Genomic DNA, 22124 nt, shown 5'->3' on the forward strand with positions numbered 1-22124 from the left:
CGATGTCAACGCAGCCCGGGAATGAGGGAGATGAGCAGGTCGATGACCTTGATGCCGACGAAGGGGGCGATCAGGCCGCCGAGCCCGTAGATCCCCAGATTGCGGCGCAGCAGCCGGTCGGCGCCGGCCGGCCTGTACCGCACGCCCTTCAGGGCGAGGGGTACGAGCGCGACGATGACGAGGGCGTTGAAGACGACCGCGGAGAGGATCGCGGACTGGGGGCTGTGCAGACCCATGATGTTGAGCTTGTCCAGGCCCGGGTACACCACCGCGAACATCGCCGGGATGATCGCGAAGTACTTGGCCACGTCGTTGGCGATGGAGAAGGTCGTCAACGCGCCCCGGGTGATGAGGAGTTGCTTGCCTATCTCGACGATCTCGATCAGCTTGGTCGGGTCGGAGTCGAGGTCGACCATGTTGCCGGCCTCCTTCGCGGCCGACGTGCCGGTGTTCATCGCCACCCCGACGTCCGCCTGGGCGAGCGCGGGCGCGTCGTTGGTGCCGTCGCCGGTCATCGCGACCAGTTTGCCGCCCGCCTGCTCCCGTTTGATGAGCGCCATCTTGTCCTCGGGCGTGGCCTCGGCGAGGAAGTCGTCCACGCCGGCCTCGTCGGCGATCGCCCGGGCGGTCAGCGGGTTGTCGCCCGTGATCATGATTGTTCTGATGCCCATGCGGCGCAGCTCGCCGAACCGCTCCCGCATGCCCTCCTTGACGACGTCCTTGAGGTGAATGACGCCGAGGACACGGGCTCCTGCCGCGTCGTCCACGGCCACCAGGAGCGGCGTGCCGCCTGCCTCGGCGATCCGGTCGGTGAGTTCCTGGGCGTCCCGCGCGACCGTGCCGCCCCGCTCCTTCACCCACGCGGTCACCGAACCGGCCGCGCCCTTGCGGACCTTGCGCCCGTCCACGTCCACACCCGACATACGGGTCTGGGCGGTGAAAGCCACCCACCGGGCGTCGGTCAGCTCGTCGCGGTGACGCTCGCCGAGCCCGTACGCCTTCGTCGCGAGGACCACGACGGAGCGGCCTTCGGGCGTCTCGTCCGCGAGGGAGGAGAGCTGGGCGGCGTCGGCGACCTCGGCCGGCGTGGCGCCGCCGACCGGCACGAACGCGGCCGCCTGGCGATTGCCCAGAGTGATGGTGCCGGTCTTGTCGAGCAGCAGCGTGGACACGTCGCCCGCGGCCTCGACCGCCCTGCCCGACATGGCGAGGACGTTGCGCTGGACCAGCCGGTCCATGCCCGCGATGCCGATCGCGGACAGCAGGGCGCCGATGGTGGTCGGGATCAGACAGACCAGGAGCGCCGCCAGCACGATCATCGATTGCTCGGCGTTCGCGTAGAGGGCGAAGGGCTGGAGGGTGACGACCGCGAGCAGGAAGACGATCGTGAGGGACGCCAGGAGAATGTTGAGAGCGATCTCATTCGGGGTCTTCTGCCGGGCCGCGCCCTCCACCAGGCTGATCATCCGGTCGATGAACGTCTCGCCCGGCTTCGTCGTGATCTTGATGATCACGCGGTCCGAGAGCACCTTCGTGCCGCCGGTCACCGCGCTGCGGTCACCGCCCGACTCGCGGATGACCGGGGCCGATTCGCCGGTGATCGCCGATTCGTCGACGGAGGCCACGCCCTCGACGACGTCTCCGTCACCCGGGATGGTGTCGCCGGCCTCGCAGACGACCAGATCACCGATCCTGAGTGCGGCGCCGGGCACCTCGTGCTCGGTGGTCCCGTCCAGGCGGCGGGCGACGGTGTCGGTCCTGGCCCTGCGCAGGGTGTCCGCCTGCGCCTTGCCCCGGCCCTCGGCGACGGCCTCCGCGAGGTTCGCGAAGAGGGTGGTCAGCCACAGCCATGCGGTGATCGCCCAGCCGAACCAGTCCCCCGGGTTCTGGATGGCCAGCACGGTGGTCAGGACCGAGCCGGCCTCGACCACGAACATCACGGGCGACTTGACCATCACCCGTGGGTCGAGTTTCCTGACCGCGTCCGGGAGAGCGGCGGCCAGTTGTTTCGGGCCGAACACGCCGCGCCCCGCACGGCCGGCCGTGGGACCGGGCCCGCCGGGGTCATCGGCGCGGGGTGCACGGATGAGGGGGGCGGTGGGCATCTCGTCCTCGCGCTTCGTTGTGGTGTTCATGACGCCAGCCCTTCCGCCAGCGGGCCGAGCGCCAGCGCCGGGAAGTAGGTCAGGCCCGCGACGATCACCACCGTCGCGGTCAACAGCCCTGAGAACAGCGGCTTGTTGGTGCGCAGCGTGCCCTGGGTCTCCGGCACCGGCCGCTGTTCGGCGAGCGAGCCGGCCAGCGCAAGGACGAACACCATCGGGACGAACCGGCCGAGCAGCATCACCAGCCCGATGCTGGTGTTGAACCATGGGGTGTTGGCGTTGAGGCCCGCGAACGCGGAGCCGTTGTTGTTGGCGCCCGAGGTGTAGGCGTAAAGGACCTCGGAGAAGCCGTGCGCCCCGGGGTTGGTCATCGAGGCGAGCGTGGACGGCATCGCCATCGCGACGGCCGTGAAGCTCAGGACCAGGACCGGGGTGACCAGGATGTAGCAGGCCGCGAACTTGATCTCGCGGGTGCCGATCTTCCTGCCCAGGTACTCCGGCGTGCGCCCCACCATCAGGCCCGCGATGAACACCGCGATGATCGCCATGATCAGCATGCCGTAGAGGCCGGAACCGGTGCCACCGGGCGCGATTTCACCGAGCTGCATGCCGAGCATGGTGAGGCCGCCGCCGAATCCGGTGAACGAGGAGTGGAAGGCGTCCACCGCGCCGGTCGACGTGAGGGTGGTGGCGACCGCGAAGAGGGACGAGCCGCCGACGCCGAACCGGTTCTCCTTGCCCTCCATCGCACCACCGGCGGCGGTGAACGCGGGGCCGCCGTGGTGGAATTCGGTCCACATCATCAAAGCGGTGAAGCCGGCCCAGATCACCGCCATGGTGGCGAGGATCGCGTACCCCTGCCTGACCGAGCCGACCAGGCGCCCGAAGGTGCGGGTCAGCGCGAACGGGATGAGGAGGATGAGAAAGACTTCAAAGAGGTTGGTGAAGCCGTTGGGGTTCTCGAAGGGGTGGGCGGAGTTGGCGTTGAAGTAGCCGCCGCCGTTGGTGCCCAGCTCCTTGATCGCCTCCTGCGAGGCCACCGCGCCGCCGTTCCACTGCTGGGAGCCGCCCATGAACTGGCCGACCTCGTGGATGCCGGCGAAGTTCTGGAGCGCGCCGCACGCGACCAGCACGATCGCGCCGAGCACCGAGACCGGCAGGAGGATGCGGACGGTTCCGCGCACCAGGTCGGCCCAGAAGTTGCCGAGTTCACCGGCGCACGAGGGGGTACGTCCCGGCGAGGCGGCATCGGGGACGCGGGTCCGGGCGAAGCCGCGGATCAGCGCGACGGCGACGGCGATGCCGACCGCCGCGGAGACGAAGTTCTGGACCGCGAGACCGGCGGTCTGCACCACGTGGCCCATGGTCTGCTCGCCCGCGTACGACTGCCAGTTGGTGTTGGCCACGAATGAGGCGGCCGTGTTGAAGGCCTGGCCCGGCGGGACGGAGACGAAGCCGAGCGAGCCGGGCAGCGAGCCCTGCACGCGCTGCATCAGATAGAGGAAGAGGACGCTGACCGCGGAGAACGCGAGGACGCCCCGCAGATAAGCGGGCCAGCGCATCCGGGTGGACGGGTCGGCGCCGATGGCCCGGTAGATCCACTTCTCGACGCGCAGGTGCTTGTCGCTCGAATAGACCCGGGCCATGTATTCGCCCAGCGGACGGTATGCCAGGCCCAGCGCCACGGCCAGGGCCAGGAACTGGAGCACGCCGGCAACAACAGGAGACATGGTGGTGCTCAGAACCTCTCCGGGTACACAAGGGCGAGGACGAGGTGACCCAGCAGGGAGACGGCGACGACGAGGCCGACGATGTTCTCGGCGGTCACAGCTTCGCCACCCCCTTGGCGATGAGCGCCACCAGCGCGAAGACCGCGACCGTGGTGACGACGAAGGCCGTGTCGGCCATCGTGAACTCCTCAGGGAGTCGGAAAGAACGGACCCCTTGAGGAAACCTCCTCAACGGGCGCGTTCCGCCTCCGTTGACGCTCCTCATACGGCCCGCGGCGGCTCCCATACGGGTCTCATACGCCGGGCGGGTCTCATACGCCGGGCGGAGCTCATACGCCGAGGGGCCCCGCGGGGCGCCGGGAGCGGGGCTCGGTGCGCCGTTGGGGCCGGCGCCGGCGCTCGGTGCGCCGCTGGGGCTGGGGCGCCGCCGGGGCTGGGGCGCTGCCGAGCCTCATGTACTGCCGGGGCCGCCCGCACATGGCTGCGCCACGGGCCCCACCCGCCGACGCTGCGGCGATGTGAGGCCCGTGGCACAGTAACTGCCCTGGAAGCAGGGGGAGTTGACCTGAGGGGCCAAGAACTCCCCTGGATGCAGGGGGCGTTGGCCTGAGAGGTCAGGAACCACCCTGGCGGCAGCGGGAGTTGACCTGAGGGTCAGGCGACGCGGCGGACCCGGGCGGCCTTGCGGGCCTCGGCCAGCTCGCGGGTCTCGCCGACGCGACGCGAGGCGCCGCTGCTGCGGCCGGACTGACCGCGGGCGGTGCCGCGGCCGCGGAACGGGGCCTGGCCGCGCTTGGGCTGGTCGGCGGGGGGCGCGGCGGCGACGACGGGGATGCCGGAGGGGGCCTGGGCGCCGGTGATGCGGCTCAGCTCCGCCTCGCCGGAGCGGACCTGGGTGATCGTCGGGGTGATCCCGGCGGCCATCATCAGGCGGGTCATCTCACGGCGCTGGTTGGGCATGACCAGGGTGACCACGCTGCCGGACTCGCCTGCGCGGGCGGTGCGGCCGCCGCGGTGCAGGTAGTCCTTGTGGTCGGTCGGCGGGTCGACGTTGACGACGAGGTCGAGGTTGTCGACGTGGATGCCGCGCGCCGCGACGTTCGTGGCGACCAGGACCGACACCGCGCCGGTCTTGAACTGCGCCAGCGTGCGAGTGCGCTGCGGCTGCGACTTCCCGCCGTGCAGGGCGGCGGCCCGCACCCCGCTCTGGAGAAGGTGCTTGGTGAGCTGGTCGACGGCGTGCTTGGTGTCCAGGAACATGATCACCCGGCCGTCGCGGGCCGCGATCTCGGTGGTCGTGGCGTACTTGTCGGCGCTCTGCACGTGCAGCACGTGGTGCTCCATCGTGGTGACGGCTCCGGCCGACGGGTCGACGGAGTGGACGACCGGGTCGTGCAGGTAGCGCCGGACCAGCAGGTCGACGTTGCGGTCGAGGGTCGCCGAGAACAGCATCCGCTGCCCTTCGGGGCGGACCTGGTCCAACAGCTCGGTGACCTGCGGCATGAAGCCCATGTCGGCCATCTGGTCGGCCTCGTCGAGCACGGTGATCGCGACCTGGTCGAGGCGGCAGTCGCGGCGCTCGATGAGGTCCTTGAGGCGGCCGGGGGTGGCCACGACGACTTCGGCGCCGGAACGCAGCGCGCCGGCCTGCCGGCCGATCGACATGCCGCCGACGACGGTGGCCATGCGCAGCTTCAGGGCGCGGGCGTACGGGGTGAGGGCGTCGGTGACCTGCTGCGCCAGCTCACGCGTGGGGACCAGGACCAGAGCGAGGGGCTTCTTCGACTCGGCGCGGCGACCGGCGGTGCGGACGAGCAGGGCCAGGCCGAAGGCCAGGGTCTTGCCGGATCCGGTGCGGCCACGGCCCAGGACGTCCCGGCCGGCCAGCGAGTTCGGCAGCGTGGCGGCCTGGATCGGGAACGGCTCGTTCATGCCGAGGCTGGAGAGCAGTTCCAGGATGGGGGCGGGCATGTCGAGGTCGCCGAAGTTGACGACGGGAGGCAGCGCCGGGGTGATGGTGACGGGGAGGGCGAACTCGCCCTGCTGCGCGGCGGGCCTGCGGCCGCCGCCGGAGCGGTTCTGGCCCTGGGGGCGGAAACGGGCCCCCCGGTCGGTGCTGCTGCCGCCCCTGCGGGCGGCGGTGTAACGGTCGTTCGTGCGAGCTGAACGGTTCAAGGAGAACCTTCCTCGATATGGCACGTATCGAGGGATCCCCGGCAATGAAGCCGCCGGAACATCGCAAGAACGAGCCGAAAACAGAAGTCGAATTCTGATCCGGCCGCACCGGGGCGCGGAACTCGTTCGCCCGGTGTCGGAATGCCGGGCATCCGCCGTCTCGAAGAGACGGTCGGGCCGGATCAGGACAGCGGGCCGATCCGCGCCGGGCCGTGGCCATGGCGGTTCGTCCGCTGCTGGCGGGACGCCCGGGGAGGTCCCCGGTGTCCCGCGGGCCGCGAGAGTGCCGTCATGGGTGACGGCGGGCCCGGTGGAACAGCAACGGGCTGGGGCCCGCACCCCAAGGTGCGGGCCCCAGCCGCGCGCAGAAAACGCTTCAGCGTCAGGCAGGCGTGATGTTCTCGGCCTGCGGGCCCTTCTGGCCCTGCGTGACGTCGAAGTTCACCTTCTGGCCTTCCTGAAGCTCACGGAAGCCCTGGGCGGCGATGTTCGAGTAGTGGGCGAAGACGTCCGGGCCGCCACCCTCCTGCTCAATGAAGCCGAAGCCCTTTTCCGCGTTGAACCACTTCACGGTGCCAGTAGCCATGTCATATCTCCTTCGGGGCAATGCCCGGGGGCCCGCACTGTGCTGACCCCGTCGTTACTGAGATGATTGCCCCGTCCGGAAAAAGCACCGGAAATACAAAAGCGCCCGACGGCATAAAACCATCGAGGCACTTGAAGTCTTTGGGAACCACAACTGCAACTGAGAGAAACAGTAGCACGGTTCCGGCGCGTAGGCACGGCAAATCGTACTATTTTGCGCGCGTCGCCAGGAAGCACCGCCGCGCTTCGGGGGGATTTCCCCGCCCTGGCCCGGATATGTCCGGTCTCCCGGGGCGTCCCCGATCGCTGCGAGATGCCCGCACCGGCCGGCCGCGGGCCCCCTTCGGCTCGGGTTGGTAGCGTCGCGGGCGTGGGTCTCAAGCGCACGCCGCACGGCAGTGGAATCCCCCGCCCGGACCGGACGGACACGACGGACCGGACGAACACGGCGGACCGGACGAACGGGACGGACAGGGCCGACCGGGCGCTGCGGATCGGCTCGGGCGGGCTGGTGCTCGCGGTGGCGGTGCCCGCGTTCCTGGCGGCCGGCACCGGCGGGCGGGCCGCCGCCGCCGTGGTGCTCGCCGTCGTACAGGCCGTCGTGCTCCGGTGGGTGGTGCGCCGGCCCGGCGCGGTGCTCGCCGCGAGCGCGCTGCTCGGCTGCGGGATGTGGCTGCTCTTTCCCCCGCTGAGCCTGACGGGGTCGTTCATCGGGGCGCAGATCGCCCTGTGCGTGCTGTCCGCCCTGCGGCCGGCGCGGACGTCACGGTGGTGGCTGCTCGGGATGCTCGCGCTCGCCCCGCTCGCGTACGTGTCGGCGAGCACGCTGGCGCTCGTGACCCACGCCCTGGCCGTGACGCTCGCGTGGACCGCCGGGCAGTGGCGCAGGGCGCACCAGGACCGGCTGGCGGCCGAGACGCGCAGAGCGGTGGCCGAGGAGCGGGCCAGGATCGCCCGCGAGGTGCACGACGTCGTGGCCCACACCGTCTCGGTCATGGTGATCCAGGCGAGCGCCGCCGACGACGTGTTCGACGCCGACCCTGAGCAGGCCAGACACGCGCTGCGCGCCATCGACGGCGCCGGCCGCTCGGCGCTCGGGGAGCTGCGCCTTTTGCTGCGTGCCGAGACGGGCGAGGACGGCGACGGCAGCGACGCGGCGCGGCGGCCTCCGCGCGGCCTCGGGGACCTCGCCGAGCTGGCCGCGAACGCGCGCTCCGCCGGGCTCACCGTCGAGCTGCGCGAGAAGGGCCGCTCACCGGATCCGCCGTCCGCCGTGGCCCTTGCGGCGTACCGCATCGTGCAGGAGGCCCTGACCAACACGATGCGGCACGCGGGAGCGAGCCGGGTGCGGGTGTCGGTGTGCCGCGACGAGGAGTCCGTACGCATCGAGGTGAGCGACAACGGCCGCCCCGGGGAGCGTGGTTGGCGGACCGGCGGGTCTGGGCGGGGGCTCGCGGGGATGCGTGAACGGGCCTCGCTGCTCGGCGGCACCCTGGAGGCCGGGCCCGACCCTGCCGGAGGTTTCGCGGTGCGCGCCGTGCTGCCGATAAAGTACCGCTCGTGACGATCCGGGTGGTGGTGGCCGACGACCAGGCGCTGGTGCGCGGCGGTTTCCGGCTGATCATCGACGCCCGTGACGATCTCGAAGTGGTCGGTGAGGCGGCCGACGGGCAGCACGCGGTGCGCCTGGTCGAGGAGTTGAGGCCGGACGTCGTCCTGATGGATGTGCGGATGCCCGTGATGGACGGCATCGACGCGACGCGCGCCGTCGTCGCGTCGGGCAGCGCGACCCGGGTCCTGGTCGTGACCACCTTCGACCTCGACGAGCACGTACTGACCGCGCTGCGGGCCGGGGCCAGCGGGTTTCTGCTCAAGGACATCCGGCCGGCCGAGCTCGCCGACGCCGTCCGCGTGGTGGCGCGCGGAGACGCGCTGCTCGCGCCGAGCGTGACCCGGCGCATGCTGGACCGTTTCGCGCACACCGCCACCCCCGCGGCGCCGGCCGCCCTCGACGGTCTTTCGCCGCGCGAACGCGAGGTGCTGACGCTCATCGGTCAGGCGCTGTCCAACGCCGAGATCGCCCGCTTGCTGCACCTGTCGGAGGCGACGGTCAAGACCCATGTGTCGGCGGTGCTGCGCAAGCTGCGGCTGCGCGACCGGGTCCAGGCGGTGGTCGCGGCCTACGACCACGGTCTGGTCGAGCCCCGCCGAGGCTGAGCCGCCGCGCCCGTCCCGGGGCCGAGCCGGCGTCGTCATCCCCGGGGGCCGAGCCGCCGTCTTCGTCCCGTGGCCGAGCCGCCGTCATCCCCAGGCCGAGCCGCCGCCTTCGTCCCGAGCGTGGGCCGCCGCGTCCTCATCCCGAGGGGTGAGCCGGCCCCGTACTCATCCCGTGGGCCCAGTGGGGATCGGTCCGCCGGGTGGATGCCCCGGCCGGCACGGATTGCCTAGCGTCGAGAACATGACGCAATCCCTGTACGGCCGGATGTACCTCGTGGCCTACGACACCGACACCGGCGCCCTGTACGACCGCACCCGGGCCGGCTTCCTGCTGCGCGTCGCGGTCCTGGCCGAGCTGGCCGGGCTCGGCCGTGTCGTCGACGCGGCGGGCCAGGTGGCCGTCGCGGATTCCCGCCCGACGGGCGACCCCGTCCTCGATCCCGTCCTGCGCCGGGCCGGGGCGCACCGGCGCACCTGGAAGGCGTGGGTGCGCGCCGACCGCAAGGAGACCCTGGGCGCCGTGGAGGACCGGCTCGCGGAGCTCGGCCTCGTCACGGTGCGGGAGCGGGCCGCCGGCTTCGCGCGCTCGGCGCGGCGCGAGGTGACGGTGCACGACGCGGCCGCCGTACGTGCGCTCCAGGGCGGGCTCGCCGCGCTGCTGCGGGGCGACGGGCCCGCCGGGCCGGACGAGGCGGTGCTCCTGGCGCTCGCTTCGGCGGGCGGCGCACGGCACGTCGTCCCGCGCGCCGACGCCCGGGCCGAAGCGGGCCGAATCGACGCGTTGACCGGCCGCCTCGACGACATCGCGCCCTCGCTCGGCAGGGCGGTCCGGGGCCTGGGGACCACGCTGGTCGCGGCCCAGGGCGGAATGGGCGGTGGCTGACATGCGGCGGCTCGCGGCGGCGCTCGCGGGCGCCCTGGCCCTGACGCTCGCGCCGGTGATGCCCGCGGCGGCCTCACCGGTGGCGCCGGTGGTGCACACCCGGGCGGGAGCGGTGCGCGGCTCCGCCCACGACGGCTACCGGATCTTCGACGGCGTCCCGTACGCCGCCCCGCCGGTCGGCGCGCTGCGCTGGGCCGCGCCGCGTCCGGCCGCCGCGTGGTCCGGGATCCGTGACGCGACCAGGCCCTCGCCCGCGTGCGCCCAGCCGGCCGGTGAGGTGCCGGGCGGCAGCACCAGCGAGGACTGTCTGTATCTGAACGTGACGGCGCCGTCCGACGCGAGCGCCGGCCACCCCAGGCCGGTGATCGTGTGGCTGCACGGCGGCGGGTTCACGACCGGCGCCGGGAGCTCCTACGACGCGCACCGGATGGCGACGGGCGGTGACGTGGTCGTGGTCACCGTCGACTACCGGCTGGGCGCGCTCGGATTTCTCGGCCGTGCGGGGCTGCCCGGCTCGGGCACGTTCGGTCTCGCCGACCAGCAGGCGGCGCTGCGCTACGTACGGCAGAACATCAGGGCGTTCGGCGGCGACGCGGGGAACGTGACGCTTGCGGGTCAGTCCGCGGGGAGCTACAGCGTCTGCGCGCAGCTCGCCTCCCCCGCCGCGGCGGGCCTGTTCCAGCGGGCGATCATGGAGAGCGGGCCCTGCGCGGGCGGCCCGGCCCGCCCGTTCGCCCCGTACGCGGTGGCGCCGGAGGTGGCGCGATCGGCCGGGGCGAAGCTCGCGGCGGCGGTGGGCTGCGCGAAGGCGGCGGACGAACTCGCCTGTCTGCGCGGGGCGCCGGTGTCCAGGCTCCTGGCGGCGCAGGACACGGACGCGCAGCCGGAGTACGGGGCGGGCCTGCTGCCGCGCGATCCTGCGTCGGCTCTCTCGTCGGGGCGGATGGCGCGCGTCCCGGTGCTCGTCGGAGCCAACCACGACGAGGGCACCATCTGGGCGGCGGGCATCATCGCCGCGGGCACCGCCGTCACCCCGGCGAGCTGGCCCGAGGTCGCGCGGGAGTTCGTGCCCGACCCGGCGCGGGCCGGCGAGGTGGTGGGGGCGTACCCCGTGACCGGTGCGGACGGCGGACCGGTGTTCGGCTCCGTCATCGGCGACGCGAACTACGCCTGCCCCACGCTGCGCACGGGATCGCTGCTCGCGGCGCGCGGACCCGTGTGGCGCTACGAGTTCACCGACCCCTTTCCGCCCCGGCCACTCCCCGCTCCCCCGCCGTTCCCGCTGGGCGCGACCCACACCACGGAGCTGCCCTACCTCTTCGATCTGGGCGGCAGACCACGGGAGATGACGGAGCGTCAGCACCAGCTCGCCGACACCATGATCGGGTACTGGACGCGGTTCGCGCGCTCCGGCGACCCCAACGGCGGGGGCGCTCCGCACTGGTCGCGGTCACAGGTGCAGAGCCTGGCTCCGGACCGTACGGGTCCGGTGCGGCCGGGACCGGGGCACCACTGCGCGCTGTGGGCGACGATGCCGTGAAGGTCGGGTCAGACCGCCGGGAAGCTGAAGGTGTACCCCTGCTGGGCGAGCCACGGCAGCAGTTCCTTGAGGGCGGCGACCGTCTGGGCGCGGTCGCCGCCGCCGTCGTGGAAGAGCACGATCGGACCGTTCTTGAGTTCCTGCTTCACCGTGTTCACGATGGTCGCGGTGCCGGGCTGCTTCCAGTCCTTGGTGTCGACGTTCCAGCCGAGCGGGCGCATGCCGTGGCCGGCCGCGATGTGCCGGTTGTCGGGCGTGAAGGCGCCGCCGGGAGCACGGAAGTACTGGACCTTGGCGCCGCCGCCGGCCGCTTGCTCGATCATCTTCTGGGCGTCCAGGACCTCGGTGCTCTGGTAGGGGACGGGCTTCTTGTTCATCGCCTCGTCGTGGCTGACCGTGTGGTCGCACAGCCGGTGCCCCGCCGCGACGACCCGCTTGACCATGGCGGGGTTGGCCTTGGCCTGCGGGCCGATCATGCAGAAGGTCGCCTTGACGCCGTACCGCTTCAGGACGTCGAGGATCTTGGGCGTCCAGACGGGGCTCGGCCCGTCGTCGATGGTGATCGAGACGGACTTCCCGCCGCTCTCGGTGGCGTGGTCGATCGTCTCCGATATCCCCGTGACCCCGGCTGGGGCGGCGGGTCCCGTGGCGTCGCGTGAGCCGTCCGAGCCGTCCGGCGCGCTGTCGTCGCCGACGGGGTGCGACGGCTTGCCGCCGGGCTTGTCGTCGGACGCGTGGGTGACCGAGGAGTGCGCGAGCGCCGGGCCGGGGCCGTCGGCGGAGGTGTCGCTGCCGAGGAACACCGCGGCGGCGACGCCGCCCGTCATGACGACGGCCGCGGCCGCGGCCATCACGATGCGGCGTGTGTGGGCAGTCAGTCGCGCCATGGTTTCCCCATCCCCTCAATACGTGCCGGTTCGGCAGCGGAGCTTCACCAGTTGGCCACGATCGCACGATCGCGCTCGATTCCCGAAATGTGAATTCCCGAGCCGGGTATGGACGGGTAATACCCCATTCCGGCAACCCCCGTGCACAGTACAAGGGTTGACGTGGCCTCAGTCGTGCGAGGTGTTCGGCGCAGCGACCGCGCGCCGGGACTTTGGTCCCTAACGCGCAGGCAAAGACCCCGCCAAAGGCGTTTGCGGTTCCCTCCCCGAGCAGGCAGTTCGCCGATGGACCTTGGTCCCGGCCCGCGCCGCCCCCGTACGAGAGCCTTGTCACGCCGGGGCCGGTACTGCTCGCCGAAGGCCCGTCACGGCCGGGCGGGCGCGGTGCCGTGCGGCGTGCGGCGTGCGGCTTGCGGCTTGCGGCTTGCGGCTTGCGGCTTGCGGCTTGCGGCTTGCGGCTTGCGGCTTGCGGCTTGCGGCTTGCGGCTTGCGGCGGTCAGAACTCGTCGACGGTGTGCGGCAGTTCCCCGGTGCGCAGCGCCGCGTCCAGGGCCGCCGCGGCGTCCGGAGTGTGCTCGGTCACCAGACCGGCGCGGACCAGGCGGCGCACCTCGCTGCCGCCGAGGTAGCAGGCGGCCAGGTCGCGCACGTCGAAGGTGAGGTCGGGCGCGGCCGGAGTCGGCTCGTAGGTGCAGCCGTGCGGGGACGCGGTCAGGCGGAAGCGTCCTGCGTTGGCCGGGACGCGGTCGTCGCGGACCTCCAGAACGAGGAAGACCTCGGCGGCCCAGGACCGGGCGGTGAGCGCGGCTGCCACGTCCACCAGGCGGATCCACAGCGCCGGGAACTGGGCGGTGACCCTGACCTGGTCGCGGTCGGTGGCGAAGAGCAGCAGCGGGTCGTCGGGGGCCAGGCCCCAGGCGCGGACGGTGCCGGTCAGGTCGATGCCCGCCAGGTAGTTCCAGAGCGCGGCCTCGCCCGCCGGGGAGCCGGCCACCAGCTCGGCGACCTGGACCGTGCCGGGCTTGGCGGGGTCGTCCTCGCGCCGGGTGCGGTAGACGGCGTACCCGGCGAGCGGTTCGCCGGTGGCGCCGAGGCCGACGACGCGGGGCGGGCCCAGCTCCTCGTCGTCCTCGTCGGTCTCGGGCAGCCACTCGCCGCGCCAGCGGGCTGCGTCGCGTGCGATGCGCCCGGCCCGGCGGCCGCGGGTCGCCTCGTAGCAGGGACCGAGCTCGGCGGGCGCGTCATCCGGGTCGATCAGGCGCAGTGCGCGCGGGTCGGGGTCGACGCGCAGGGCGAGCGGACGGGTCGAGTCGATCTCGACGGAGGTGCCGTAGGTGCCGGCGCCGAAGCCGAAGCGGCCGTAGATGGCGGCTTCGGTCGCCCACAGCGCGGCGATGGGACGGCCGTGCTCGGCGCAACGCCGGAACACCTCGGCGATCATGCCGGACAGCACGCCGCGGCGGCGGTGGGTGGGGGCGACGGAGACGAACGTGAGCCCGGGACACGGGAGTTCACCACCGGGTACGGACAGGGTGAAGCGGTGGGCCACGAGGAAGCCGACGAGCGCGTCACCGTCGTAGGCGCCGATGCGGTCGCAGCCCAGCACCATCGCGCGGTGGTAGGCACGCTTCTCCGGCTCGTCGGGCCGGTCGTGATAGACGAGCCACCACAGTTCCAGGGCGCGGTCGACGTCGGACTCGGGCACGTCGCGGAACTGCAGCTCGCTCATGCGGCGACCCTAACCCGCCCATAACGGGGCGTCACTCCTATACCGGCTGGAGTGGGGTGGGGCGGGACGAGGTGAGGGCGCCGGGAGGACGCGGGCCGCTCGGGGGTGCGGGCGCCGGGAGGACGCGGGCCGCTCGGGGGTGCAGGCGCCGGGAGGACGCGGGCCGCTCGGGGGTGCAGGCGCCGGGAGGACGCGGGCCGCTCGGGGGTGCAGGCGCTGGGAGGAGGCGGGCGCTGGGAGGACGCGGGCGCTGGGAGGAGGCGGGCGCTGGGAGGAGGCGGGCCGCTCGGCAGTGCCGCCGCTCGGAGGAGGCGGGTCGCTCGGTAGCGCCGCCGCTCGGAGGAGGCGGGTCGCTCGGTAGCGCCGCCGCTCGGAGGAGGCGGGCCGCTCGGGCAGCGCCGCCGCTCGGAGGTCGCCGCGGCCGGGGTGGACCGGAGCACGGGGCGCGGCTCGGGCCCGGCCCCGCGGCTCAGCGGCCCCGCAGCTCAGCGGGCCATTTTCCGCGTCGCAGCCGGGCGCGGCGCCCGGGGCTTTCGGGTCGCCACCGGCACCGTGACCGTGCCCGCCGTCAGGAACAGGGCGCCGAGCGCCAGCCAACCCGCGCCGCCGCCGTGCGTGACCAGGACCGCGACGAGCAGCGGCCCGCCCGCACGGGCCAGGTCGGAGGCGAGGCCCCAGGCACCCAGGTACTCGCCCTGACGCTCCGCCGCGGCGAGCCCGTACGAGATGCCCCAGCCGGAGGCCGACGCCAGCAGTTCACCCGCCGTGAGCAGAGCCACGCCGACGGCGAGCACCGCGACGCCCCACGCCCCGGGGAGCCCGGCCGTCGTCGCCGTCACGGCGCAGGCGGCGAGCAGCACCACCCCCGCGCGCCGGCCGGCCACGGCGGCCCCGGGCACGGTGTCGCTGCCGCGCGCCGCGCGCACCTGAAGCAGGATCGCCAGCGCGGTGTTGAGAAGCATGAGCGCGGCGATCGACCAGCGGGGCGCCTCGGTGCGCTGCGAAATCCACAGCGGCAGACCGATGGTGACGACTTCGGCGTTGACGTAGAGGAGCCCGGAGAGCGCGGCCAGGAGCAGGAAGCGCCCGTCGCGCAGGGCGCCGCGCCGCTTGGGTCCCGGTACGGTCGCGGCTGCCCCGGTCCTGTTCCCCTCGGGCATGCGCAGCACGATCCCCGCGACGAGCACGTAGGAGAGGCAGTTGCCGATGACCAGCGCCGCGTATCCGGCACGGGAGTCGAGGGCGAGCGCCGCGCCCGCACCGAGGCTGCCGAGCGAGAAGCCGATGTTGAGCATGACCCTGCTGTACGCGCTTGCCGCGACCAGCGCTGTGGGATCGGCCAGCTGGACGAGGTAGGCGTTCTTGACCGGTCTGGAAGCGCTCTCGGCCAGCGAGATCAGGCACACCACCGCAAGGAAGCCGGCGAAGGAACCGACCGCGAGATACCCGGCGAAGGCCACCGCGCGGACGAGGATCGTCGCCAGGTATGTCCGGCGGTGGCCGAGCCGGTCGCCGAGCCGGCCGGCCGGGACGGACATGGCGGGGCCGAGCAGCGCGGCCACCGTGAGCCCGAGTCCGACCTGGGCCGCGCCGAGCCCGACGACCCGGGTGAAGTAGATGATGGCGCCGGTGTGGAAGAGGCCGTTGCCGATCCAGTCGATGAGGGTGGTGACGGCGTAGGCGCGCAGCGGACCGCGAGACGGCAGCAGTGCTGCCGCCCGCGTGGGGGTGGAGGACATGGCCTCCACTCAACTGCGTTGTACGGGCGGGGCACAGAGATTTAGGCTCTGCCTCAATGCTCAGCTACATCCTCGGCGTCGACGATCTCGCCGACATGCGTTTCGCCTGCTCACCGCTGCTGGAGACCGCGACAAGCCTGTGGGCGCTGCGCCGGCCGGACAAGTACGCGCTGCACCTTCCGTGGATCCGGCGTACCCGTGAGGCGCTGGCGCGCGAAGGCGGCCCGGACACGGAACTGCTCGGCGAACTCACCGTCGACGGCAGCGGCTGGATCCCCGACTTCATCACGCCGCGCCCCGACTCGCCGCTGCCGGACGTCGCGGACGAGCTGCGCCGCCTGCGCACCACCGCCCCGGACAAGGCGCTCGCCGATGTACGGGCCGCGTACGCGAACCGTCCACTGCCGCCCCGGCTCTCCCAACTGGCCGCAGATCCAAGAAAGTTGACGGCGGCCGTCGCGGATGTGGTGGAGGCGTACTGGGAGCTGGCGATCGCGCCGCACTGGTCGCGGATGCGAGCGGTCCTGGAGGCGGACATGGTGCACCGGGCGCAACTGCTCGCCCGGGACGGCGCGGCGGCGCTGCTCACCTCGCTCGACCCGTCGGCCACGTGGGACAACGGGCGGCTGACCCTGTTCGTGCACCGGGACCTGCACATGGCGGCGGGCGTCGACGGGCGCGGATTCTGGCTCGTACCGACACTGTTCGCGCAGCACACGATCAGCCCGGTCGGCGCGGAGGAGCGGCCCACGATCGCCTACCCGGCGCGAGGGGTGGCCACGTTGTGGGAGACCCGGCCGCCCCGGCCGGCGGGCGCGCTGGCCGCGCTGGTGGGCGGTCCGAAGTCCGCGCTGCTGACCGCGCTCTCGGGCCCCGCGTCGACGACGGGGCTCGCGCGGCGTCTGGGGGTCACGGCGAGCGCGGTCTCCCACCATCTCGCGGTCCTGCACCGCACGGGCCTCGTCAGTCGCGCGCGGGCGGGGCGGGTGGTGCTGTATGCCCGTACGGAACTGGGCGACGAACTGACCCGCGACGGCTGACCCGTCGCCCCGGGTGCGTGCGGGCCCGGGTTCAGGCGACCGAGCCGATGCGGCGTCCCGGCGCGTCCGAGCCGTCGTGGTGGATCGGGGTGTGGGCGCCGGTCAGGGAGGCTCCGCTGCCGCCGCGCCGGCTCGCGACGATCTCCGCGGCGATGGACAGGGCGGTCTCCTCGGGCGTACGGGCGCCGAGGTCGAGGCCGATCGGGGAGCGCAGCCGGTTCAGTTCGAGTTCGGTGACGCCCACGTCGCGCAGCCGCTTGTTGCGGTCGAGGTGGGTGCGGCGCGAGCCCATGGCGCCGATGTAGGCGACCGGCAGTTTCAGCGCGGCCTCCAGAAGCGGGATGTCGAACTTGGCGTCGTGGGTCAGGACGCACAGCACCGTGCGCGCGTCGGTGTGGGTGCGCTCCAGGTACGTGTGGGGCCACTCCACGACGATCTCGTCCGCCTCGGGGAAGCGGGTCTTCGTCGCGAAGACGGGCCGGGCATCGCACACGGTGACGTGGTAGTTGAGGAATTTGCCGACCCTGACCAAGGCGGCGGCGAAGTCGATGGCGCCGAACACGATCATCCGGGGGGCCGGGACGCTCGATTCGACCAGGACGGTGAGCGGCTGCCCGCACAGGCGGCCGTCGGCGCCGAGGGAGAGCGTGGCGGTGCGGCCCGCGTCGAGCAGGGCGGCGGCCTCGTCGGCCACGGCGCGGTCCAGTTCGGGGTGCCCGCCGAGCACACCCTCGTACCGGCCGTCCGGGTGGACGAGCAGGGCGCGGCCCATGAGGTCGGCAGGACCGTCGGTGATCCGTGCGACCGCGGCGGCCTCGCCCCGCGCCGCGGCGGCGAGGGCGGCGGCGAACACGGGACGTGCGGGCGAGGTCGCCCGGACCGGGGTGATGAGTATGTCGATGACGCCGCCGCAGGTCAGACCTACCGCGAAGGCGTCCTCGTCGCTGTATCCGAAGCGTTCAAGGACGGTCTCGCCGTCGTCGAGCGACTGTTGGCACAGTTCGTAGACCGCGCCCTCCACACATCCGCCGGAGACCGAGCCGATCGCCGTGCCGTCGGTGTCGACGGCGAGGGCGGCGCCCGGCTGCCGGGGCGCGCTGCCGCCGACGGCCACCACGGTGGCCACGGCGAACTCGCGTCCCTGCTCGACCCACCGGTTGAGCTCTTCGGCGATGTCCAGCATGTTCGGTCTCCTTAGCGATGTGCGGAGGGCGTCGGCGGCGCGGCCGCTACTTGACGCCGAGCCAGTTCTCGATGGGATGGAGGGCGAAGTAGATCGTGAAGACGGCCGTGAGGGCCCACATGAACCCGCCGATCTCGCGCCACTTGCCCTGTGCTGCCTTGATCACCGTGTAGGCGATGACGCCCGCGCCGACACCGGCGGTGATGTTGTACGTGAACGGCATCAGCGCGACGGTGAGGAACACCGGGATGGAGACCGACCGGTCGCTCCAGTCCACGTGCTTGGCGGCGCTCATCATCATCGAGCCGATGACCACGAGGGCCGCGGAGGCGACCTGCGCGGGGACCAGCTGGGTGACCGGGGTGAAGAAGAGGCAGGCCGCGAAGAAGAGGCCGGTGACGACGGAGGAGAGGCCGCTACGGGCGCCCTCGCCGGCGCCGGAGGCCGACTCGATGAACACGGTCTGGCCCGAGGCGCCCGCGACGCCGCCGATCGCGCCGCCCGCACCGTCGATGAACAGCGCCTTGGACAGACCCGGCATGCGGCCCTGTTCGTCGGCGAGCTTGGCCTCCTGGCCGACGCCGATGATGGTGGCCATCGCGTCGAAGAAGCCGGCCAGCACCAGAGTGAAGACGATCATGGTGACGCTGATGGCGCCGATGGAGCCCCAGCCGCCGAACTCGACGTGGCCGAAGAGGCCGAAGTCGGGTGTGGAGACCGCGCTGCCGCTCAGGCCCGGGGCGGTGCCGCCCCAGTCCGCGTCGGTCAGGCCGCCGACCTTGGTGGCCACGAAGGACACGACACTGCCGGTGACGATGCCGATCAGGATCGCACCGGGGACCTTGCGGGCCTGGAGCGCGAAGATCAGGAGCAGGGTGAGCGCGAAGAACAGGACGGGCCAGCCGACCAGTTGACCGGTGGCGCCGAGGGTGACCGGCGGGCCGTGCTCGGGGCCCTTGCCGACGAAGCCCGCCTTCACCAGGCCGAGCAGGGCGACGAACATGCCGATGCCCATGGTGATGGCGTGCTTGAGCGCCAGCGGGATGGCGTTCATGATCATCTCGCGGAGGCCGGTGACGACCAGCAGCATGATGACGACGCCGTACATGACGCACATGCCCATGGCCTGCGGCCAGGTCATGTTGGGGACCACCTGGGTGGTCAGGGCCGCGGAGACGTTCAGTCCGGCGGCGAGTGCGAGCGGGACCTTTCCGATGAAGCCCATCAGCAGGGTGCTGGCCGCGGCCGCGAGAGCGGTGGCGGTCACCAGGCCCGCGTGGCCCAGCGTGTGCTTGTCGACGTCGGGCGTCGAGAGGATCAGGGGGTTGAGCAGGAGGATGTAACACATCGCCATGAAGGTGGTGATGCCGCCGCGCACTTCCTGCGCGAGCGTGGATCCTCTCTCGGATATGTGGAAGTACCGGTCGAGCCAAGACCTGCCGGCGGGGGGACGGGAGCCGGAGCCCGCGTCCTCGGCGGTGGTCTTCGGCTCCAGGGACTGCTGGGTCATGGTGCCTACTCCCAAGGTTCACAGGGGCACCCGCATAAGACTTGAATCCTCAGGTCAGACAAGCTGCGGGATTTGGGATGGTGCGTGGGCTGCACGACCCGGGGGACGGCCCGAGACGAACGGTGTCTGCTGCTGCGGGGGTACCGACCGCGGTACCGCAGTGCAGATGGCTACGGGTGTTGCTGGTGTGACTCGGTCACGCTGGTGGTGCTGGTGCTGCGGGTGGTGCTGGTACTGCGAGGACCGCGAGCGGTGCGGTACTGGTGTGCTCCGGGCGGCGCGGGCTTCGGAAGTGTGACGTTCCTGGGAGGCACGCACCGCCCGGAGGGCTTTGAGGAGGGGGCCCGGGGGACGCGAGCCCCCGGAGGGAACGTCCCTTACCCCCTGGCCCCCGGAGGGATCACGTTCCCGTGAGGTGCTCGGGGCGGACCGGGGTCTTGTTGAGCTCAAGACCCGTCGCGTTCCGGATCGCCGCGAGGACGGCCGGGGTGGAGGAGAGGGTCGGGGCCTCGCCGAGACCGCGCAGACCGTACGGCGCGTTCGGGTCGGCGAGCTCCAGGACGTCGACCGGGATGGTCGGGGTGTCCAGGATCGTCGGGATCAGGTAGTCCGTGAAGGAGGGGTTGCGCACCTTCGCGGTCTTCGGGTCCACGATGATCTCTTCCATCACCGCGACGCCGAGGCCCTGGGTGGTGCCACCCTGGATCTGGCCGACGACGGAGAGCATGTTGAGCGCCTTGCCGACGTCCTGGGCGGTGGCCAGCTCGACGACCTTGACGAGGCCGAGCTCGGTGTCCACCTCGACCACCGCGCGGTGCGCGGCGAAGGTGTACTGGACGTGGCCGTTGCCCTGGCCGGTGACGAGGTCGAAGGCGTGGGTCGGGCGGTGCCGGAACTCCAGCTCCACGTCGATCTCCTCGCCCTCCAGGACGTCCGCCAGATCCGCCAGGACCTCACCGCCGTCGGTGACGACCTTGCCGCCTTCGAGCAGCAGCTCGGCGGTGGCCCACGCGGGGTGGTAGGAGCCGAACTTGCGGCGGCCGATCTCCAGCGCCTTGGCGCGGACGGCCTCGCAGGTGTTCTTCACGGCGCCACCGGTCATGTACGTCTGCCGGGAGGCGGAGGTGGAACCGGCGGAGCCGACCTGCGTGTCGGCCGGGTGGATGGTCACCTGCGCGACACCCAGCTCCGTACGGGCGATCTGGGCGTGCACGGTGACGCCGCCCTGGCCGACCTCCGCCATGGCCGTGTGGACCATCGCGACGGCCTCGCCGTTGATGACCTCAAGGCGTACCCGGGCGGTCGAGTAGTCGTCGAAGCCCTCGGAGAAGCCGACGTTCTTGATGCCCACCGCATAGCCGACGCCGCGTACGACGCCCTCGCCGTGCGTGGTGTTGGACAGACCGCCGGGCAGGGCGCGGACGTCCGCCGCCTCGCCGGCCGCGAGCCACTGCTGCTCGGGCGGCATCGGGCGTGCCTTGACCCGGCGCAGGAGCTCGGCGACCGGGGCCGGCGAGTCCACGACCTGGCCGGTCGGCATGATCGTGCCCTGTTCCATGGCATTGAGCTGGCGGAACTCGACCGGGTCCATGCCCAGCTTCGCCGCGAGCTTGTCCATCTGGGCCTCGTAGGCGAAGCAGGCCTGGACCGCGCCGAAGCCGCGCATCGCGCCGCAGGGCGGGTTGTTCGAGTAGAGCGCGATCGCCTCGATGTCGACGTCGTCGATGACGTACGGGCCGACGGAGAGCGAGGAGGCGTTGCCGACGACGGCCGGGGAGGCCGAGGCGTAGGCGCCGCCGTCCAGGACGATCTTGCACTTCATGTGCGTGATCTTGCCGTCCTTGGTGGCGCCGTGCTCGTAGTACAGCTTCGCCGGGTGGCGGTGCACATGGCCGAAGAAGGACTCGAACCGGTTGTAGACGATCTTGACCGGCTTGCCCGTGCGCAGCGCCAGGAGGCAGGCGTGGATCTGCATCGAGATGTCCTCGCGGCCACCGAAGGCGCCGCCGACGCCGGAGAGCGTCATGCGGACCTTCTCCGGCGGCAGGCCGAGGACCGGGGCGATCTGCTGGAGGTCGGAGTGCAGCCACTGGGTGGCGACGTACAGGTCGACGCCGCCGTCCTCGGCGGGCACCGCGAGACCGGACTCGGGGCCGAGGAAGGCCTGGTCCTGCATGCCGAAGGTGTACTCGCCCTTGACGATCACGTCGGCGCGCTTGGCGGCCTCGTCCGCGTTGCCGCGGATGATCGGCTGGCGGTGCACGATGTTGGGGTGCGGGACGTGACCCGCGTGGTGGTCGTCGCGGCCCTCGTGGATCAGCGGCGCGTCCGGGGCGATGGCCGAGGCCTCGTCCGTGACGAGCGGCAGCTCCTTGTAGTCGATCTTGATCTTGGCGGCCGCGCGGCGGGCGGTCTCGGGGTGGTCGGCGGCCACGAGGGCGACCGGTTCACCGTGGTGACGGACCCGGCCGTTGGCCAGGACGGGGGTGTCCTGGATTTCGAGGCCGTAGTTCTTCATCTTGGCCGGCAGGTCGTCGTAGGTGAGCACGGCGTAGACGCCGGGCATCGCGACGGCCTCGGAGATGTCGATGTTCTCGATGAGGGCGTGGGCCACGGTGGAGCGCAGCGTCTGGCCCCACAGCATGTCCTCGTGCCACATGTCCGAGGAGTACGCGAACTCGCCGGTCACCTTGAGGGTGCCGTCCGGGCGCAGCGTCGACTCGCCGATGCCGCCCTTGGTGTGGTTCTGGGTGACGTTGGTGGGCGTACCGGCCGGAGTGGTGCGGGTGTTCTGCGCCATG

The 22124-nt window shown here is 72.2% G+C and carries 17 protein-coding genes; 5 read left to right on the forward strand and 12 right to left on the reverse strand.

What is annotated here, in order from left to right; all coding sequences use genetic code 11:
• Nucleotides 1-5: 5 nt before the first annotated feature.
• The 6 genes from kdpB to ACGFW5_RS26800 all read right to left on the reverse strand — a co-directional run bounded on the left by kdpB (nt 6) and on the right by ACGFW5_RS26800 (nt 6596).
• The gene (kdpB, locus tag ACGFW5_RS26775) at nt 6-2135 is read right to left on the reverse strand and encodes a potassium-transporting ATPase subunit KdpB (protein WP_393836836.1); all 2130 of its coding nucleotides are present in this window, start codon (nt 2133-2135) and stop codon (nt 6-8) included.
• Entirely contained in the window at nt 2132-3835 is a 1704-nt protein-coding gene (gene kdpA / locus ACGFW5_RS26780; protein ID WP_393836837.1) for a potassium-transporting ATPase subunit KdpA, read from the reverse strand. The genes kdpB and kdpA overlap by 4 nt, the downstream gene beginning before the upstream one ends.
• Before the next feature lie 8 nt (nt 3836-3843).
• Nucleotides 3844-3933, reverse strand: coding sequence for a K(+)-transporting ATPase subunit F (gene kdpF / locus ACGFW5_RS26785; protein WP_393836838.1), 90 nt, complete (start codon nt 3931-3933; stop codon nt 3844-3846).
• Nucleotides 3930-4067, reverse strand: coding sequence for a hypothetical protein (locus ACGFW5_RS26790; protein WP_393836839.1), 138 nt, complete (start codon nt 4065-4067; stop codon nt 3930-3932). The genes kdpF and ACGFW5_RS26790 overlap by 4 nt, the downstream gene beginning before the upstream one ends.
• Before the next feature lie 422 nt (nt 4068-4489).
• Nucleotides 4490-6010, reverse strand: coding sequence for a DEAD/DEAH box helicase (locus ACGFW5_RS26795; RefSeq protein ID WP_393836840.1), 1521 nt, complete (start codon nt 6008-6010; stop codon nt 4490-4492).
• A 382-nt stretch (nt 6011-6392) separates the two neighbouring features.
• Entirely contained in the window at nt 6393-6596 is a 204-nt protein-coding gene (locus ACGFW5_RS26800; protein WP_100580096.1) for a cold-shock protein, read from the reverse strand.
• Between the two features lie 369 nt (nt 6597-6965).
• Between ACGFW5_RS26800 and ACGFW5_RS26805 the strand changes: the two genes are divergently transcribed.
• The 4 genes from ACGFW5_RS26805 (at nt 6966) to ACGFW5_RS26820 (ending at nt 11235) form a co-directional block, all read left to right on the forward strand.
• Nucleotides 6966-8159 carry a sensor histidine kinase gene (locus ACGFW5_RS26805; RefSeq protein WP_393836841.1) on the forward strand — a complete coding sequence of 398 codons (1194 nt, stop codon included), beginning with the start codon at nt 6966-6968 and terminating at the stop codon, nt 8157-8159.
• Nucleotides 8156-8812: a response regulator gene (locus ACGFW5_RS26810; RefSeq protein ID WP_393836842.1), complete on the forward strand. Its 657-nt coding sequence runs from the start codon at nt 8156-8158 to the stop codon at nt 8810-8812. Before ACGFW5_RS26805 ends, ACGFW5_RS26810 begins: the two co-directional genes overlap by 4 nt.
• Nucleotides 8813-9053: 241 nt before the next feature.
• Nucleotides 9054-9695 carry a GPP34 family phosphoprotein gene (locus tag ACGFW5_RS26815; protein ID WP_393836843.1) on the forward strand — a complete coding sequence of 214 codons (642 nt, stop codon included), beginning with the start codon at nt 9054-9056 and terminating at the stop codon, nt 9693-9695.
• Between the two features lies 1 nt (nt 9696).
• Nucleotides 9697-11235: a carboxylesterase/lipase family protein gene (locus ACGFW5_RS26820; RefSeq protein ID WP_393836909.1), complete on the forward strand. Its 1539-nt coding sequence runs from the start codon at nt 9697-9699 to the stop codon at nt 11233-11235.
• Between the two features lie 8 nt (nt 11236-11243).
• Here ACGFW5_RS26820 and ACGFW5_RS26825 read toward each other — a convergent pair whose 3' ends face one another.
• The 3 genes from ACGFW5_RS26825 to ACGFW5_RS26835 all read right to left on the reverse strand — a co-directional run bounded on the left by ACGFW5_RS26825 (nt 11244) and on the right by ACGFW5_RS26835 (nt 15590).
• Nucleotides 11244-12122 carry a polysaccharide deacetylase family protein gene (locus ACGFW5_RS26825; protein WP_393836844.1) on the reverse strand — a complete coding sequence of 293 codons (879 nt, stop codon included), beginning with the start codon at nt 12120-12122 and terminating at the stop codon, nt 11244-11246.
• A 496-nt stretch (nt 12123-12618) separates the two neighbouring features.
• Entirely contained in the window at nt 12619-13851 is a 1233-nt protein-coding gene (locus tag ACGFW5_RS26830; RefSeq protein WP_393836845.1) for a GNAT family N-acetyltransferase, read from the reverse strand.
• A gap of 485 nt (nt 13852-14336) precedes the next feature.
• Nucleotides 14337-15590, reverse strand: coding sequence for an MFS transporter (locus ACGFW5_RS26835; protein ID WP_393836846.1), 1254 nt, complete (start codon nt 15588-15590; stop codon nt 14337-14339).
• Nucleotides 15591-15646: 56 nt separating this feature from the next.
• Here ACGFW5_RS26835 and ACGFW5_RS26840 point away from each other — a divergent pair, with 56 nt between their 5' ends.
• Nucleotides 15647-16630 (forward strand): DUF5937 family protein, encoded by a 984-nt coding sequence (locus ACGFW5_RS26840; protein WP_393836847.1) that lies wholly within the window; start codon nt 15647-15649, stop codon nt 16628-16630.
• Between the two features lie 31 nt (nt 16631-16661).
• Here the strand turns inward: ACGFW5_RS26840 and ACGFW5_RS26845 are convergent, their stop codons facing one another.
• The 3 genes from ACGFW5_RS26845 to ACGFW5_RS26855 form a co-directional block, all read right to left on the reverse strand.
• A complete protein-coding gene (locus ACGFW5_RS26845) occupies nt 16662-17813 on the reverse strand; it encodes an XdhC family protein (RefSeq protein WP_393836848.1) in 1152 nt (383 codons plus the stop codon).
• A 46-nt stretch (nt 17814-17859) separates the two neighbouring features.
• Nucleotides 17860-19323: an NCS2 family permease gene (locus tag ACGFW5_RS26850; protein ID WP_393836849.1), complete on the reverse strand. Its 1464-nt coding sequence runs from the start codon at nt 19321-19323 to the stop codon at nt 17860-17862.
• A gap of 400 nt (nt 19324-19723) precedes the next feature.
• Entirely contained in the window at nt 19724-22123 is a 2400-nt protein-coding gene (locus ACGFW5_RS26855) for a xanthine dehydrogenase family protein molybdopterin-binding subunit (protein ID WP_393836850.1), read from the reverse strand.
• Nucleotide 22124 lies beyond the last annotated feature (1 nt).

The organism is Streptomyces sp. NPDC048416, assembly GCF_043200435.1.
Taxonomy (GTDB): domain Bacteria; phylum Actinomycetota; class Actinomycetes; order Streptomycetales; family Streptomycetaceae; genus Streptomyces.